The following is a 13,896-nucleotide window of genomic DNA, read 5'->3' on the forward strand; positions in this document are numbered from 1 at the left end:
TCACTTTTCTTTTTTCTTGTACATGGCAAGCATGCGATGAGTGACGAGGAAGCCGCCAAATATATTGACGCTTGCAAGAACGAGCGCGATGAACCCAAATCCGGTGGCCACCCCACTTGCGGACAGGCCCACAGCAAGCAGCGCACCGACAACGATGACCGACGAAATAGCGTTGGTCACGGCCATGAGCGGCGTATGCAGCGCGGGCGTTACCGACCAGACCACATAATAACCAACGAAAATTGACAGAACAAAAATCGCGAGGCGGAAAACGAATGGGTCAACTGCACCACCGGTAATCGCATGTGCAGCAGCACCAGCCGCGTCGGGCATGGTTTCGGCAGCCTGCCGCACCATTTCCGTGGCCTGATTAAGCGTTTCGAGCGCTTTGTCTAGCGTTGCGTCAGCCATCATGCCTCTCCTTCAGATGTTTTGGGGGCAACAGTTTTCGTCACAGCTTTCTTCGGTGTAGCCGCTTTTGCTGATGCTGCTTTCTTGACCGGAGCTTTCGCCGGTGCCTCCTTGGCAGTAGTGGCTTTGACGGTCGTGACCTTTTTCGCGGCAGCAGTTTGCACCGAGGATGTGGCAGCGCCACCTGCGAAGGCCGGATGCACAACCTTGCCGTCATGCGTCAATACAGTCGCCTTAACCAACTCATCGTCGAAATTGACTTTGATTACCTTGGCTTCTTTATCGACCAGGGTTTCAACGAAGGCGACCAGATTTTTGGCATAAAGCTGTGACGCTGTGGCGGCGATCCGTCCGGCGACATTCAGATGCCCGACGATCTTCACGCCGTCGACCTCAACGATCTTTCCGGCAACAGCACCCTCTACGTTTCCGCCACGTTCCACCGCCAGATCAATGATGACGGAACCCGGTCGCATACGCGAATACATCTCGCGCGTTACGAGCCGTGGTGCTGGTCTGCCGGGAATGAGGGCCGTTGTGATAATAATATCTTGTTTGGCGATATGCTCTGCAACCAGCACAGCCTGCTTTGCCTGATATTCTTTCGACATTTCCTTGGCATAGCCACCGGCTGTTTCGGCGGCCTTGAACTCTTCATCTTCAACAGCCAGGAATTTCGCACCAAGCGAAGCAACCTGTTCCTTGACCGCTGGTCGAACGTCCGTTGCCGTGACAACGGCTCCAAGACGGCGCGCTGTCGCGATCGCCTGAAGGCCGGCAACACCGACACCCATGATGAAAACCTTTGCAGCAGGAACGGTACCCGCAGCCGTCATCATCATTGGCAAAGCGCGATCATACTCTTCTGCCGCGTCAACCACTGCTTGATAACCGGCAAGGTTTGCCTGGCTGGAAAGAACGTCCATGACCTGAGCACGCGTGATACGCGGCATGAATTCCATGGTAAAAGCAGTAACGCCCGCATCGGCAAGTTCTTTGATTGCGGTTTCATTGCCATAGGGATCGAGCATAGCAATGACGACCGCGCCCTTTTTGTAGGATTTAAGCTCGGTCGAGTTTGGTCGGCGCACCTTTAAAACAATATCGGCGCTTTTCGCATCTGCTGCCTTGCCAATTGAGGCTCCGGCTGACTCAAACTCGCGATCGGGAATACGGGACAAAACGCCCGCGCCGCTTTCAACGATAACTGAAAAACCAAGACTTATAAGTTTTTTGACCGTTTCCGCCGAGCCGCCAACCCGCGGCTCACTGGCATCAGCCTCTTTCGGTATGAATAGTGTCTGAGCCAAGCTCTCACCCCCTAAGCAAGTTAACTCTCTACAGGCTCAGCAAGATCGCCTACGCCTGTCCGACTTTACCGGGCAATACCCTTAAGGTGAAAACAGTCAGCTAACTGGTTTGCAAAGGGCATCCACCCGAATGATGCAACGAAAAGACAAGCAGGCTAAACCAAAAACCAGGCAGCCACACATATAACAATGAATAAAATGGTAGCGGAGAAGAATCCGCCAGCGAAAAAACCGAAAGCCATTGCAGCTAACAGCGCAACACAGAAAATCACACCCCATTTTGAAAGCGTAAGAAACAGATTGTAGGTGTTCTCATGTTCTTTGTAGTCCATGGGAGCGCCCAGTTCCGCAGGGGCGGTATCGTGATGTTCAGCCATCTTCAAACCTCTTCGTATCGACGTCTTAATGGCAATAGCGAAAACGACGCATCAGCGCAATGCGCAGATAGTCGCTCGCTGCTGTTCAATTGAGATAATATTATCGGCGATTGAAGATTATCTAATTGAGAAGGTTAGGAAACAGGCCGAGAACACCAATGATAATCAGATAAAGCGCGACAACGTAGTTCAAGAGGCGTGGGGCGATCAATATGAGGATGCCCGCTATAAGTGCAACCAACGGGGCGATGGCGATCTGTGTAATCATGCTTGCAACGTCCTTTGAATGATGTGCCTGATGCCCAGAGCAAACCAAATCACGTAAGAATGCAATCCATTTCGATCTTTTTCTCGCAGATTCAGTGGATATAGCGGCTTCATCAGGTGCCGGGGCACACCACCGCGGCAGGACTTTTACCGGGATTGGCATCATAAAACGGACCAACAACAAGCGGTTTGTCAGGCATGACAGATTGATCAACGTCAGAGATCATCTTCCGCTCTATAGTCTGCAATAGCTGACCACTCGCATCTATGACGCGCATGCTGACCTTATACTCGCGATTGGCCTTCACACATTTCACCGGAGGGCTTTCCACGGTCACTTTTGTCATGGTCGGCCAGATTTTTTGCCGTACTATGAAAGGATCTCCGCCTGCCGGATTTTCAAAAGTTGCCTCCAGTACGGAATCATTTGGAAGGGGCCTGACTTTTGAGAGCGTTAAAACGTAAGTCGCCTGCGCGATACGATAATTAAACACGAAGATTTTTCCCGACACGTTAAGATAATCACCCTGTCCGGGATCGCGGCATGCCCCAAGAGCCAAGACAATAATCATGCTGAGCAGCAAACCGGCACTTCGGACTCTATAAGCCATGACCTCTTCCCTTCCGATCATAGTGCCGTTTTGCTTTTGCGCGATTGCCGCACACGGTCATGTCACACCAGCGCCGGCTGCGATTACGGCTCTCATCCAGGTAAAGCCAATGGCAATTCGGACATATTTTGATTCGTGATAGCCGCGCGGGGTCGAGTAGATTGAGACCAGACAGCGCGGCTCCAGCGGATAATAAAAGCTCTCTGTGCTGGGCAAATGGCGGCAAGGTAAAATCCTGCTCACTCTGGTCATCGCCGATGACAGCCGAGGCCAGTCGCAAAAAATTCGACAAATATTGGGCTTTAAAGCCTCCCTCCAGTACCGCTGTTCGGAACAGATTATTTATCGCCTCGCGCAATTCTATCAAATTTAAGTGCCCAGACGGCGACTGCGGTGGGATAAAATTAACACTGCCCCATTCCCCGGCGCGGAAAATGCCAGCAGCGCATGCAAACCTTGCAACCTCCAGACTGTTTGAAAAACGGTCTTGGGCGCGGTCAGGGGCTTGGCGAAAGATAATCGTATTCGCCAAATCAAGCGCCAACACACCTCCGCTAAACCTATGAGCATTCCAATCAATCCACATATCGAAATTCTAACTGGTAAAATCAATTTTGCAAGTTAGACTAGTTGGTGATGGGATGGTGCTGAATGTCGTACTTTCTGCAACTATTGTTGAACGGAATTCACAATGCGGCGCTCTATGCACTGCTCGCCTATGGCTATGTCCTCATTCATGGATTGACGCACCGAACAGATCTCTCGCTCGGCGCAATTTTCGCGTTTTCGGGACAGACATTCATTCTTGCAGCAGCTTTTGGCTTTTCCGTCCTTTGGATGACAATGCCAGCCGCTTTGGGATTTGGCTTCATAATTGCGGCCCTTTACGTAACCGCGGCCGGCTATTTGGTCGCTAGGCTTATTTATACTCCGTTGGATGCTGGTACTCGCAATACGGTGCTCGTCGCCACATTGGGGCTAACCATCTTTCTGATGGAGTTGTCGCGCATTGCTACCGATACAAGAGATTATTGGCTACCGCCCATGCTGGCCTCGCCTGTCTTTATTCTGGGGCAGGCAGCCGACATAAGCCTTACCCAATTACAGCTTGTGAACATTGGTATCGCACTGGCTGTTGTTCTTCTTGCAGAACTGACCATGAACCGCACGCTGGCCGGTCGCATCTGGCGCGCGGTCAGCGACGAGCCCACCGCCTCGGCGCTATGCGGAATTGATCCCGTCTCTGTACGAACAAACGCAATCCTAGTCGCTTATGGAATCTGTGCGCTCGCCGGATTTCTCGCAGCACTCTACTACGGCAATGTGAGCTTCAATACGGGCATAATTTTTGGGCTCAAGATCCTGTTTATAACTGCCGCCGGGAGCTTTTCGCGTCCGCTCCATGCTGCGTTCGGAGCGGCCATCATCGGCATGGTGGAATCCATCTGGGGCGGATATTTTTCAGTGCTCTGGCGCGATGCTGCAATATTTTCATTGCTTGTACTGGTATTGGCGATACGCACCAATGTCGATGAACAAGAGCGCGTCTAAAGGACTCTAGCCTTGAAGGCTATGGCCGCCATCAATCGTGATAACAGTGCCCGTGATGTAGCTGCTTGCATCGGAAGCAAGCAAGAGCACTGCACCATCAATATCTTCAGGCTCTCCCAAGCGGCGCATTGGGTTTTTGCCTTTGAGAAAACCTTTTGCCGGACCATCCATGATGGTTTCGTTGAGTTTGGTTGGAAACCAGCCAGGTGCAATGGCATTGACGCGGATGCCATGCGGCGCCCATTCAAGCGCGAGCGATCGCGTCATTTGTGCTACCGCCGCTTTCGACATCGCATAGCCGGCAGATCCCTTAATCGGAGCGTCGGCAAGAATACTCGACAGATTGATTATTGAACCCCCGATTTTGTTGGCAATCATGCGTTTGGCGGCTTCCTGAGCAATAAAGAATGCCCCTTCCACGTTGACCTCGAAGATATGGCGCAATTGCTCGCGGGTGGTCGTCAATGCCCGTTCGATGGCAGCGACGCCAGCATTGTTGAACACAACTGAAACTGGGCCGAACAGCCGTTCCGTTTCGTCGAATGCCCGCTCTATGTCGGCCGCAATCGTTATATCAGCGATAATGTTGACGACATTCGAGTGAACCATGCTCTCGGATGTTGGCGTCCGTGAGATCGAAACCACATTGGCTCCGTTGGCTGCGAGAACCTGGATCATCCGTAAACCAAGCCCGGACGACCCACCTGTCACCGCAATGGTTTTTCCTGCAACCGAAATAGATCTATCAATATTCATTGATTAAGTACCGCTGGGCATCCCAATTGTGGTCTCACTGATAGACGGCCCAGCATGGCATGACAACCAAAAGAAGCTGAATGAAACGAGACCCCGGCTCCGAGAACCGGGGTCTGGCGTCTAGATCGTGGTTTTATAGTTTTCCGTTGCGCTGTTGCACCATCATGAAAGTATCAAATGTGTACTCGGCAACTTGGGAATAGAGGAAATGCTCATTGCGGAACGCTTTGATCGAATCCCATATCTTCTTGAACGAAGCGTTGCTGGCTTCCAGTTCTGCGTAAACAGTGTTGGCCGCCGTGAAACATGCGTTCAAAATTTCTGGGCTGAATGGCCTTAACTGCGCACCACCTGCAACAAGCCGCTTGATCGCACCCGGGTTAAGATAGTCATACTTCTGCAACATGTTTGCATCCGTGGCCTGCGCAGCGGTACGGAACAATGACTGGTACGCGGGCGGAAGCGCATCCCATTTTGACTTGTTGACCATGAAGCTGACCGTTGGGCCACCTTCCCACCAACCTGGATAATAATAATAAGGAGCAACTTTCTGGAAGCCGAGCTTCTCATCGTCGAAAGGTCCAACCCATTCCGCCGCATCAATTGTGCCCTTTTCCAGAGCCGGATAAATGTCGCCGCCGGGCAATTGCTGGGGTACAACGCCAAGGGTTTCTAGGACCTTGCCAGCAAAGCCGCCAACGCGCATTTTCAGACCTTTGAGATCTTCGATGGTCTTGATTTCCTTCCGGAACCAGCCACCCATCTGCACGCCCGTGTTGCCGCCGGGATAGACCTGCAGTCCTTGGGTGTTGAAGAATTCGTTCATCAAATCAATGCCGCCGCCATGATACTGCCAAGCATTCATGCCGCGGGCATTGAGCGCGAAAGGTACAGCTGCTCCAAGCGCCCAAGTGGGATTTTTGCCCCAATAATAATAAGCGACCGTATGGCAGAGTTCGACTGTACCCGCAGCTGTCGCGTCAGCCGCCTGAAGGCCCGGAACAATTTCGCCCGCCGCAAATGGCTGGATAGTGAAATTGCCATCCGTTGCCTCTCGCAGATATTTTGACAAGTCGACTGCTCCACCGTAAATCGTCTCCAACGATTTCGGGAATGATGATGCACAGCGCCATGTAATTTTGGGCAATGTTTGCGCAATTGCCGGTGCTGCCAATGTGGTTGCCGCTGTCGCTGCACCAACACCTGCAAAACCCGCCTTCGTCATGAATGAACGACGATCCATTAATTCTCCTCCAAAACTTTGAACCCCAGAACTATTCCCGGTCCAGATCAACAGACATTCAGTCTTGTTCTCCCGATCCTGCGCTAAACATACACACTCGTTTGTTCTAGTCCAGCCGACGGTTACGGCGGTTCTACCTAATTTTGCCTATCTTCGTGATAGTCCGCGCCGCATATGGTTGGTCATGACCATTGGAAATGGCTTCGAACTCAACTACATTCTATTTAGGACCCTTTGGAGTGAAATCATGCGGCAACCTCTCGTCGCCATATCGTCAGACGTGCGAAATTTCGAAAATTACACCTGGCATGCAGCGCCCGATCAATATCTGATGGCTGCCTATCAAGCGGCCGATGTTATTCCGCTTATTGTACCCTCAATTGGCGAGGGCCTGGATATTGACGCGATTCTCGACGGCGTAGATGGCGTACTCATTACGGGATCGAAGTCCAACGTGCATCCAGCGCTCTATGGCGCCCAACCCACTGAAGCGCATGAGCCATATGACCCCGCTCGCGATGCCACCTCGCTTCCGCTGATCCGCCGCGCTATCGACCGGGGCATCCCGCTTCTGGCAATCTGTCGCGGCATTCAAGAACTGAACGTGGCATTGGGCGGCACTCTTGCCACAGAAATCCAGCAGTTGGATGGGCGCATGGACCACAGGGCTCCTGCTTCCGAAATTCAGGCGGAACGGTTTGCAATTCGCCATCCGGTGCACATCAAGGCGGGTTCATGTCTGGCGGCAGTCATGAACAGTGATGCCATCCAAGTAAATTCCGTACACCGGCAGGCAATAGATAGACCCGCACCTCAACTGGAAATTGAGGCTGTGGCCGATGATGGGACGATCGAGGCTGTCTCTGTCAAAAACGCTCGCGCTTTTGCAGTCGGTGTACAATGGCACCCCGAATACTGGGTAAAAACCGATAATTCTTCCCGGAGAATTTTTGCTGCATTTGGCGATGCAGTGCGTGCGCACAAAGCAAGCCGCGAGCGATTGCAAGCTGCCGAATAGCAGTAATCGCTACTCTTGGCCGTTCTAGCTTAAGCAGATCAGCGTTCCTTTGGTTTTGACGTTGACTGCCGTATCCGCAACTCAGGCTTGATAAGTTCCTGACGGGCATGGGTGTCTGCACCGTTTAACTGGTCAAGCAGAGCGCGCGCCGCACGTTGCCCCACCTCCCGCTGGCCATTCCAAACCGTAGTCAAGGCAGGAGTCGCAATCGCGGCTTCTTCCAGATCGTCATAACCTGTAACTGAAATATCCACGCCAGCGACGAGTCCGGCGCGAGCAATGCCGTTCATCATGCCAATTGCGCAAAGATCGTTCCAGCAGACCGCTGCCGTGGGATGGTCCTTTAGCGCGAGAAATTGCGGCGCGGCATCGAAACCGGCCTGTTTAGTCCGAGGCCCGGGAATCCGCCATTCTGGTTTCGCATCGAGCCCTGCTTTTTGCATTGCATGCAGATAACCTTCATACCTGTCACGGCCAGTTGAGGTTTGATCAGTACCGCCGACCATTGCGATGCGCGTATGCCCGAGCGATATAAGATGATTGGTCGCTAGCCCGATACCATATGCATCGTCTCCACGGAAAACCGGAACATTCGCGTCCTGCACCGTACGTGCGATCAGTACGACTGGAAGACCGTTGTCTTCAGCCATGCGAATGTCTGCTGCAGGCGTGCCTATGGCGGGAGACATGATTACACCATCACCGCCCAACTGCAGGACAGTTTCGATGAATGTCCGTTGCTTCTCCACTTGATCGTAATGATTCGACAAAATGAACGTTTGGCCAGAACGATCCAGCTCGCCCTCGATAGCCCGCAAAATTTCGGCAAAAAACGGGTTCATGATGTCATGAACAACTACGCCAACAATTCCCGACCGCGAAGTGCGCAAGCTGGCGGCCCGCCGGTTATAGATGTAGCCGATTGCTCTCGCATGCTCTTTGATCTTGTCCCGGGTCTGGTCGGCAACAAGCGGGCTGTCTCTCAAGGCAAGCGACACCGTCGCGGTAGACACTTTCAACGCGTCGGCAATTGTCGATAGCTTAATTTTCTGCGCCAAAAGTACTTTCTCCCCGCGATTCCATTCATTGAACAGAATATCATTCTTGGGGTTATGCCATCGCGGATCAATAAATCAAAGTTCTTTCCGCTCCAAAACTGACGCGGAAAATTGCGTGCCCATCGCTCAAGGCTAAAACTATCTTGCAAAGATCGGAGCACGCAGCCCAATCTTGCGGTCTTCAGCCTGGGAACAGGCGGCAAGAACCGCAGGCAAGCTATATGTCTGACAAAATAGAGCCCGTTAATTATTCATCGTCATTGTCGTCATCATCGTGCTCATCTGAACCCGTCTGACGCAAGAGATCCGCAGCCGATAGATTCATTTCAAGTCTTGTGAGCATTTTGACAAAAGCTTTACGCTCCTTTTTGTCAAAACCTTTCATTGCGTCTTTTTCGGTCTTGCGAATGGATTTTTCAATCGACTTGATGGCTTCATTTCCTGTGTCTGTCAGGAAAATATGGGCTTGGCGCTGATCCGTCGATGATCCCTCTTTTTTCACAAATCCCTGGGTCTGCAGGCGGGAGATCGTCTTTGTGATCGTCGGAGGACGCACACCAAGTCTCTTGGCAAGAACGCTGGGCGATAGCCCATCTTCGTGCGCCAGTTGGAGCATTACAGCGTCTTGTCCAGCATAAAAACCGTGGCCCAGCAGCCTTATCGCCAAAGCGGTACGCGTTAATCTTGCAGTTGACTGCAAGCGATGAAGAATAAGAGGCTTACGATCCTTGACCATTCCAATTCCTCTTTTGCTTATAAACCGTTCGCGATAGTGAGACGGCTAGCACAATTGCGTCAAAACTCATTAACAGACAAATCGACGTCAGGAAAATGTCTGGCCCCTGTGGGGTTTTCGACCCGTTTCCGGACAATGGTTACATTTAAACTACTGCCTGAGTGCCGCGTTACAATTCTTATGTGACAAACTGATGAAATTTGCCGACGAATTGCTCGCGACGCAGAAATTAAGGCTGTGAATGCTCGGCGCATAAGCATAGTTTCAGTGGCTACAGGATTGCTTTTTATAACGACGATGCAAAGTGACCAGGACATGTCTAACTCTTCAAACAATACAATCGCATTATTGCCGCTGGGAGCGCATGAGCAGCATGGACCCCACCTTCCATTCGAGACGGACACGTTGATTGTTAAGGGATTGGTCGATCGCCTCAAACCCTTGCTACCGCCCGAATTGGATATAACGTTCCTCACCGCCGAACCAGTTGGCTATTCAATCGAACACATGGATGTGAAAGGCACAACATCGCTACGTTTTGACGAGGCTGTACATCGTTGGATTGCGATCGGTGAAAATTTAGCTGAACGCGGAATATCCAAGCTTGTCATGCTTAACGCACACGGGGGCAACTCCCCGCTTACGACAATCGTCGCTACAGAACTGCGCGTTCGCTTTGATATGCTTGCCGTCGCGACCAGTTGGACGCGCTTTGGTCTACCGGACGGTTTGATATCGCCTGAAGAAAAAGCCATCGATATCCATGGTGGTTTTATCGAAACCTCGGTGATGCTGGCCCTGCATCCTGAACTTGTTCAGATGAACGAGGCGCAAAACTTCACCTCAAACCAGAGCCAGTTTGCCGCAGATTACAAGCACCTGCGAGCCTATGGGCCACACGCATTTGGCTGGAAAATGTCTGATCTGAACATGCAAGGCGTTGCGGGCAACGCTTTGTTGGCCACTGGGCAGGCCGGCGAGGCAATAATCAGCCATAGCTTGAAGGGCATCATTGAGTTGATTGAAGATGTTGCGAAGTTTGATGTTTCTGTATTCAAGACCTGATACGGCCGCTCAATCGCATTGCCTCATCCTTTTGCTCGCTACAGATATGGCAAACGGTGACCTAATCACCTATATCGAGGGTCTATACTCAACAAGAGGCACGCTATGAGTGAATCTCAGACCATTTCCGCGCCAACCGACGCTGCCAAGACCGCCCAAATACCGGTCACAGTTTTGACCGGATATCTTGGCGCAGGCAAGACAACGTTGCTCAACCGCATTTTGAGCGAAAACCATGGCAAGCGCTATGCAGTCATCGTCAATGAGTTTGGTGAAATCGGAATTGATAACGATCTGATCGTTGAGTCCGATGAAGAAATTTACGAGATGAACAATGGCTGTATCTGCTGTACCGTTCGTGGAGATCTGATCCGCGTTGTTGAAGGCCTTATGCGCCGTCCGGGCAGATTTGATGCGATCATCGTTGAAACGACGGGTTTGGCCGATCCGGTCCCTGTCGCACAAACCTTTTTCATGGATGAGGATGTGCGGAAAAAGACCACACTTGACGCGGTGGTAGCACTGGTTGACGCCAAGCATCTGCCGCTACGCCTGAAAGACAGCCGGGAGGCAGAAGACCAGATCGCATTTGCCGATGTCGTTCTGCTGAACAAGACGGATCTGGTAACACCGGAGGAGTTGGCGGTTGTTGAAGCCACGATACGCGCGATCAATCCCCACGCAGTGGTTCACCGCACTGAACGCGCCAATATCGATCTTGTGAAAGTTTTGGATCGCGGGGCATTTGACTTGACGCGTGCACTGGAGAACGACCCGCATTTTCTCGACCATGATCACCCCGATCATGCCTGCGGCCCGGATTGTGACCATGATCACGGTCATGCGCATCATCATCACCATCATCACGATCACGACCATACGCATGATCACGATCACAGTCATGCATCGCCAATCCACGATGTCACTGTGCAGTCAGTTTCTCTGCGCACAGGGGAATTGGTTGCCGACAAATTCTTCCCCTGGATCCAAAAGATAACGCAGGACCAAGGTCCAAATATTTTACGCCTTAAAGGTATCCTTGCATTCAAGGATGATCATGAACGCTACGTTATCCAAGGCGTGCACATGATTATCGAGGGAGACCATCAGCGAGCCTGGAAAGATGGCGAAAAGCATGACAGCCGTCTTGTTTTCATTGGACGCGAACTTGACCATGCCGCGCTGAAAGCTGGCCTTGAAAGCTGTCTTGCCTGATGCCAACCATAGCTCCACTGGATTTGGTCGGCCACTGTATCGACGCACGTTTCATTCAAGATATCCCCTTCTTCGCTTTGGCAGATGGAACTATCCATCGTCTCGATAATGGCCACAAAGCAGTGGAGGCCCATGATGGGCTTCTTTGTGCGATTCCATCGAGCGATGGTAAGGCTTTGCTTACGGGTGGCGAAGATGGCAGAGTCTGCTTAACCGGCTCAAACGGGCTGTCAACAGAAGTAAGCAATCTGCCGCGCAAGTGGATAACAGCTCTTGCTGCGGCACCGGGTGGTGCAATAGCATTCGCATCGGGCCGCTCCGCATGGTTTCGATCTGTTGATGGTCGCCTCAAGGAGCTGGCCCATGAGCGCAGTGTTGAGGGTCTGGCCTTTGCCCCAAAGGGTCTCCGCTTGGCAATCGCACGCTATAATGGTGTGACCTTGCATTGGCCAGCTACCAATAGCACGCCGACGGAGCTCGAGTGGAAGGGCGCGCATGTCATGGTGATGTTCTCGCCAGATAACCGCTTTCTTGTTACCTCGATGCAAGAGAACGCACTGCATGGATGGCGGCTTGATGATAATCGTCACATGCGCATGACCGGCTATCCCAACAAAGTGAAAAGCTGGTCATGGAGCCCGAAGGGCAAATGGTTGGCAACGTCCGGTGCTCCAGCAGCAATCGTCTGGCCTTTTGCAGGCAAGGACGGTCCGATGGGCAAGGGGCCATTAGAACTCGGTACACGCGGCGACAGTCTTGTGACTTCCGTTGCCTGCCATCCCGTCGAGGATATTGTCACGATCGGTTATTCCGATGGCATGATCCTTGTGGGCCGTTTTGGCGACCAGAAAGAAGTGCTATTGCGACGGCAGGGCAGTGGCGCCATTTCCACCATGAATTGGGATACTACCGGGCATCGGCTGGTCTTTGGAAGCGAGGCTGGCGACTGTGGCGTGATCGACATCACAGCATAGTTTGATGCTTTGACCAAGAACACAAACAAGAATTGACATGTTCTTGCTTTGTTCTACTATTGACCTATGCAATATGTTCTTGATTTTGGAACTCCGAGTCCGCTCGTGAGTGTCCATGATCGCTTGAAGGCGCATTATGGCATTCCCGCTCCGGGACTTCGGTTCACGCCTGTCAGTATGCTGGTTATGGCAATGCTGGGCTGCCGCACCCGTGACGAAGTATCATTGGAAGCATTTCAGAATCTTCGACAGAAATTCAAAAACTGGGAAGCTGTCGCCTCTGCTTCGTCAGACGAAGTCAATGATTGCATTCATAGGATCACTTTTCCCAAGACATACTGCATATACATCCCCGAAGCGTTGCGTGGAATTATTCGGCAACAGGGTAAACTCAGTCTCGATACACTTGCCCATATGACAGTCGGACAGGCTCTACACTCATTGCAGCAGCATCGCGGCGTCGGTCCCAAAATCAGTGCCTGCGTTCTCAATTTCAGCACTTTGCGGATGCGCGCCTTGGTAATTGATACACACTACCTTCGTTTTGCCGCGCGATTTCAACTCATCAAAGACGATTGGAACTACAATCTCAAAATGAAAGTCATACAGCGGCTTGTTCCGAACTGCTGGTTGGCTAAAGACACAGAAGAACATCACGTGTTTGTAAAAAAATTGGCGCAGGAATTCTGCGTAACTGGAACACCGCGCTGCTGTGGATGCCCTCTGCAAATGATGTGTCCACATGGTCAATGTTCGACATAGAAAATTCTGTGCGCCATGGGCATGGCGACACGAGCTATTATTGTGGATTGGCTTTGCCTTGTTTGTGTGATTTTTGCATTACCCGACTTGGCTGCCAGCAGGCATTTGTGTGATCGCCAAGCCACCAGCAATTAATGATCGTATAGGGTCTGGGAAATTTTTCGGGAAGCCGACGCATTATGAAATGCTGCGCCGGAATGTTCACTAGCATTATGCCGCTTGATTTGAATAGATATGATTCATGGGTAAGCGCACGGGTCATTTTATGCCGGTTTCGATGTTGGACAGTCAGCTTTCAACGTTGGAATCGCCTGTTGGGGAAGATCTGGTTTTTCGCCAGGATGTGTCACGGAGCATTGACGCAATTGTTGGTGCGAGCGTTGGCTGGCTACGGCGGCTTAGAGTTTAGATAAGTGACTGGGGTCAAGCTGTTCTGGCCAGGGACGCAATTCGGATCGCGACCGCCTGAACTGTTTGTGTCCGGTTGTGCTTGACCGTCGGCCGTTGATTGGCCGGTTTGGGGTTTGCGCCGACATTTGGCA

Annotated in this window: 16 protein-coding genes and 1 pseudogene; 7 read left to right on the forward strand and 10 right to left on the reverse strand. The window is 51.8% G+C overall.

Annotation, left to right across the window (positions count from 1 at the left end; translation table 11 throughout):
- The 6 genes from V9K95_RS05670 to V9K95_RS05695 all read right to left on the reverse strand — a co-directional run bounded on the left by V9K95_RS05670 (window position 1) and on the right by V9K95_RS05695 (window position 3,520).
- Window positions 1–411, reverse strand: coding sequence for an NAD(P) transhydrogenase subunit alpha (locus tag V9K95_RS05670; protein WP_115052230.1), 411 nt, complete (start codon window positions 409–411; stop codon window positions 1–3).
- Window positions 411–1,721: a Re/Si-specific NAD(P)(+) transhydrogenase subunit alpha gene (locus V9K95_RS05675; RefSeq protein ID WP_336439616.1), complete on the reverse strand. Its 1,311-nt coding sequence runs from the start codon at window positions 1,719–1,721 to the stop codon at window positions 411–413. Before V9K95_RS05675 ends, V9K95_RS05670 begins: the two co-directional genes overlap by 1 nt.
- A 155-nt stretch (window positions 1,722–1,876) precedes the next feature.
- Entirely contained in the window at window positions 1,877–2,098 is a 222-nt protein-coding gene (locus V9K95_RS05680) for an aa3-type cytochrome c oxidase subunit IV (RefSeq protein ID WP_115052228.1), read from the reverse strand.
- Window positions 2,099–2,219: 121 nt separating this feature from the next.
- On the reverse strand, window positions 2,220–2,366 hold the full coding sequence (locus V9K95_RS05685) for a DUF3096 domain-containing protein (protein WP_008124743.1): 147 nt from the start codon (window positions 2,364–2,366) through the stop codon (window positions 2,220–2,222).
- Between the two features lie 112 nt (window positions 2,367–2,478).
- Complete coding sequence (locus V9K95_RS05690) at window positions 2,479–2,976, reverse strand: hypothetical protein (RefSeq protein ID WP_336439615.1); 498 nt, start codon at window positions 2,974–2,976, stop codon at window positions 2,479–2,481.
- Entirely contained in the window at window positions 2,966–3,520 is a 555-nt protein-coding gene (locus V9K95_RS05695; RefSeq protein ID WP_162802450.1) for a CGNR zinc finger domain-containing protein, read from the reverse strand. Before V9K95_RS05695 ends, V9K95_RS05690 begins: the two co-directional genes overlap by 11 nt.
- 107 nt (window positions 3,521–3,627) lie before the next feature.
- Here V9K95_RS05695 and V9K95_RS05700 point away from each other — a divergent pair, with 107 nt between their 5' ends.
- Complete coding sequence (locus tag V9K95_RS05700) at window positions 3,628–4,527, forward strand: branched-chain amino acid ABC transporter permease (protein WP_336439614.1); 900 nt, start codon at window positions 3,628–3,630, stop codon at window positions 4,525–4,527.
- A 6-nt stretch (window positions 4,528–4,533) separates the two neighbouring features.
- On the opposite strand, the gene V9K95_RS05705 is transcribed toward V9K95_RS05700, so the two are convergent.
- Both V9K95_RS05705 and V9K95_RS05710 read right to left on the reverse strand, forming a co-directional pair.
- Window positions 4,534–5,283, reverse strand: a complete 750-nt coding sequence (locus V9K95_RS05705; RefSeq protein WP_115052224.1) for an SDR family NAD(P)-dependent oxidoreductase — start codon at window positions 5,281–5,283, stop codon at window positions 4,534–4,536.
- A gap of 133 nt (window positions 5,284–5,416) precedes the next feature.
- Window positions 5,417–6,526 (reverse strand): TRAP transporter substrate-binding protein, encoded by a 1,110-nt coding sequence (locus V9K95_RS05710; protein ID WP_115052223.1) that lies wholly within the window; start codon window positions 6,524–6,526, stop codon window positions 5,417–5,419.
- A gap of 247 nt (window positions 6,527–6,773) precedes the next feature.
- Between V9K95_RS05710 and V9K95_RS05715 the strand changes: the two genes are divergently transcribed.
- Window positions 6,774–7,544: a gamma-glutamyl-gamma-aminobutyrate hydrolase family protein gene (locus tag V9K95_RS05715; RefSeq protein WP_307279998.1), complete on the forward strand. Its 771-nt coding sequence runs from the start codon at window positions 6,774–6,776 to the stop codon at window positions 7,542–7,544.
- Between the two features lie 38 nt (window positions 7,545–7,582).
- Here the strand turns inward: V9K95_RS05715 and V9K95_RS05720 are convergent, their stop codons facing one another.
- On the reverse strand, window positions 7,583–8,602 hold the full coding sequence (locus V9K95_RS05720; protein WP_115052222.1) for a substrate-binding domain-containing protein: 1,020 nt from the start codon (window positions 8,600–8,602) through the stop codon (window positions 7,583–7,585).
- Between the two features lie 247 nt (window positions 8,603–8,849).
- Window positions 8,850–9,338, reverse strand: a complete 489-nt coding sequence (locus tag V9K95_RS05725) for a MarR family winged helix-turn-helix transcriptional regulator (RefSeq protein WP_115052221.1) — start codon at window positions 9,336–9,338, stop codon at window positions 8,850–8,852.
- Between the two features lie 297 nt (window positions 9,339–9,635).
- Between V9K95_RS05725 and V9K95_RS05730 the strand changes: the two genes are divergently transcribed.
- The 5 genes and pseudogenes from V9K95_RS05730 to V9K95_RS23675 all read left to right on the forward strand — a co-directional run.
- On the forward strand, window positions 9,636–10,403 hold the full coding sequence (locus V9K95_RS05730; RefSeq protein ID WP_336440188.1) for a creatininase family protein: 768 nt from the start codon (window positions 9,636–9,638) through the stop codon (window positions 10,401–10,403).
- Window positions 10,404–10,508: 105 nt separating this feature from the next.
- A complete protein-coding gene (locus V9K95_RS05735) occupies window positions 10,509–11,618 on the forward strand; it encodes a CobW family GTP-binding protein (protein WP_336439613.1) in 1,110 nt (369 codons plus the stop codon).
- Complete coding sequence (locus V9K95_RS05740) at window positions 11,618–12,592, forward strand: WD40 repeat domain-containing protein (protein WP_336439612.1); 975 nt, start codon at window positions 11,618–11,620, stop codon at window positions 12,590–12,592. Before V9K95_RS05735 ends, V9K95_RS05740 begins: the two co-directional genes overlap by 1 nt.
- 105 nt (window positions 12,593–12,697) lie before the next feature.
- Window positions 12,698–13,354, forward strand: coding sequence for an endonuclease III domain-containing protein (locus V9K95_RS05745; protein WP_336439611.1), 657 nt, complete (start codon window positions 12,698–12,700; stop codon window positions 13,352–13,354).
- Window positions 13,355–13,595: 241 nt separating this feature from the next.
- A pseudogene (locus V9K95_RS23675) lies at window positions 13,596–13,763 on the forward strand (gluconokinase); the annotation flags it as partial.
- Between the last annotated feature and the right edge of the window lie 133 nt (window positions 13,764–13,896).

The organism is Phyllobacterium sp. CCNWLW183 (genome assembly GCF_037203775.1).
Lineage (GTDB): Bacteria > Pseudomonadota > Alphaproteobacteria > Rhizobiales > Rhizobiaceae > Phyllobacterium > Phyllobacterium ifriqiyense.

Excerpts from the sequence above, each read along its gene's own strand:
- V9K95_RS05670 (WP_115052230.1), bottom strand. The coding sequence starts at position 411 with ATGGCTGACGCAACGCTAGACAAAGCGCTCGAAACGCTTAATCAGGCC.
- V9K95_RS05680 (WP_115052228.1), bottom strand. The coding sequence starts at position 2,098 with ATGGCTGAACATCACGATACCGCCCCTGCGGAACTGGGCGCTCCCATG.
- V9K95_RS05685 (WP_008124743.1), bottom strand. The coding sequence starts at position 2,366 with ATGATTACACAGATCGCCATCGCCCCGTTGGTTGCACTTATAGCGGGC.
- V9K95_RS05690 (WP_336439615.1), bottom strand. The coding sequence starts at position 2,976 with ATGGCTTATAGAGTCCGAAGTGCCGGTTTGCTGCTCAGCATGATTATT.
- V9K95_RS05700 (WP_336439614.1), top strand. The coding sequence starts at position 3,628 with ATGTCGTACTTTCTGCAACTATTGTTGAACGGAATTCACAATGCGGCG.
- V9K95_RS05705 (WP_115052224.1), bottom strand. The coding sequence starts at position 5,283 with ATGAATATTGATAGATCTATTTCGGTTGCAGGAAAAACCATTGCGGTG.
- V9K95_RS05710 (WP_115052223.1), bottom strand. The coding sequence starts at position 6,526 with ATGGATCGTCGTTCATTCATGACGAAGGCGGGTTTTGCAGGTGTTGGT.
- V9K95_RS05715 (WP_307279998.1), top strand. The coding sequence starts at position 6,774 with ATGCGGCAACCTCTCGTCGCCATATCGTCAGACGTGCGAAATTTCGAA.
- V9K95_RS05725 (WP_115052221.1), bottom strand. The coding sequence starts at position 9,338 with ATGGTCAAGGATCGTAAGCCTCTTATTCTTCATCGCTTGCAGTCAACT.
- V9K95_RS05730 (WP_336440188.1), top strand. The coding sequence starts at position 9,636 with ATGCAAAGTGACCAGGACATGTCTAACTCTTCAAACAATACAATCGCA.
- V9K95_RS05735 (WP_336439613.1), top strand. The coding sequence starts at position 10,509 with ATGAGTGAATCTCAGACCATTTCCGCGCCAACCGACGCTGCCAAGACC.
- V9K95_RS05740 (WP_336439612.1), top strand. The coding sequence starts at position 11,618 with ATGCCAACCATAGCTCCACTGGATTTGGTCGGCCACTGTATCGACGCA.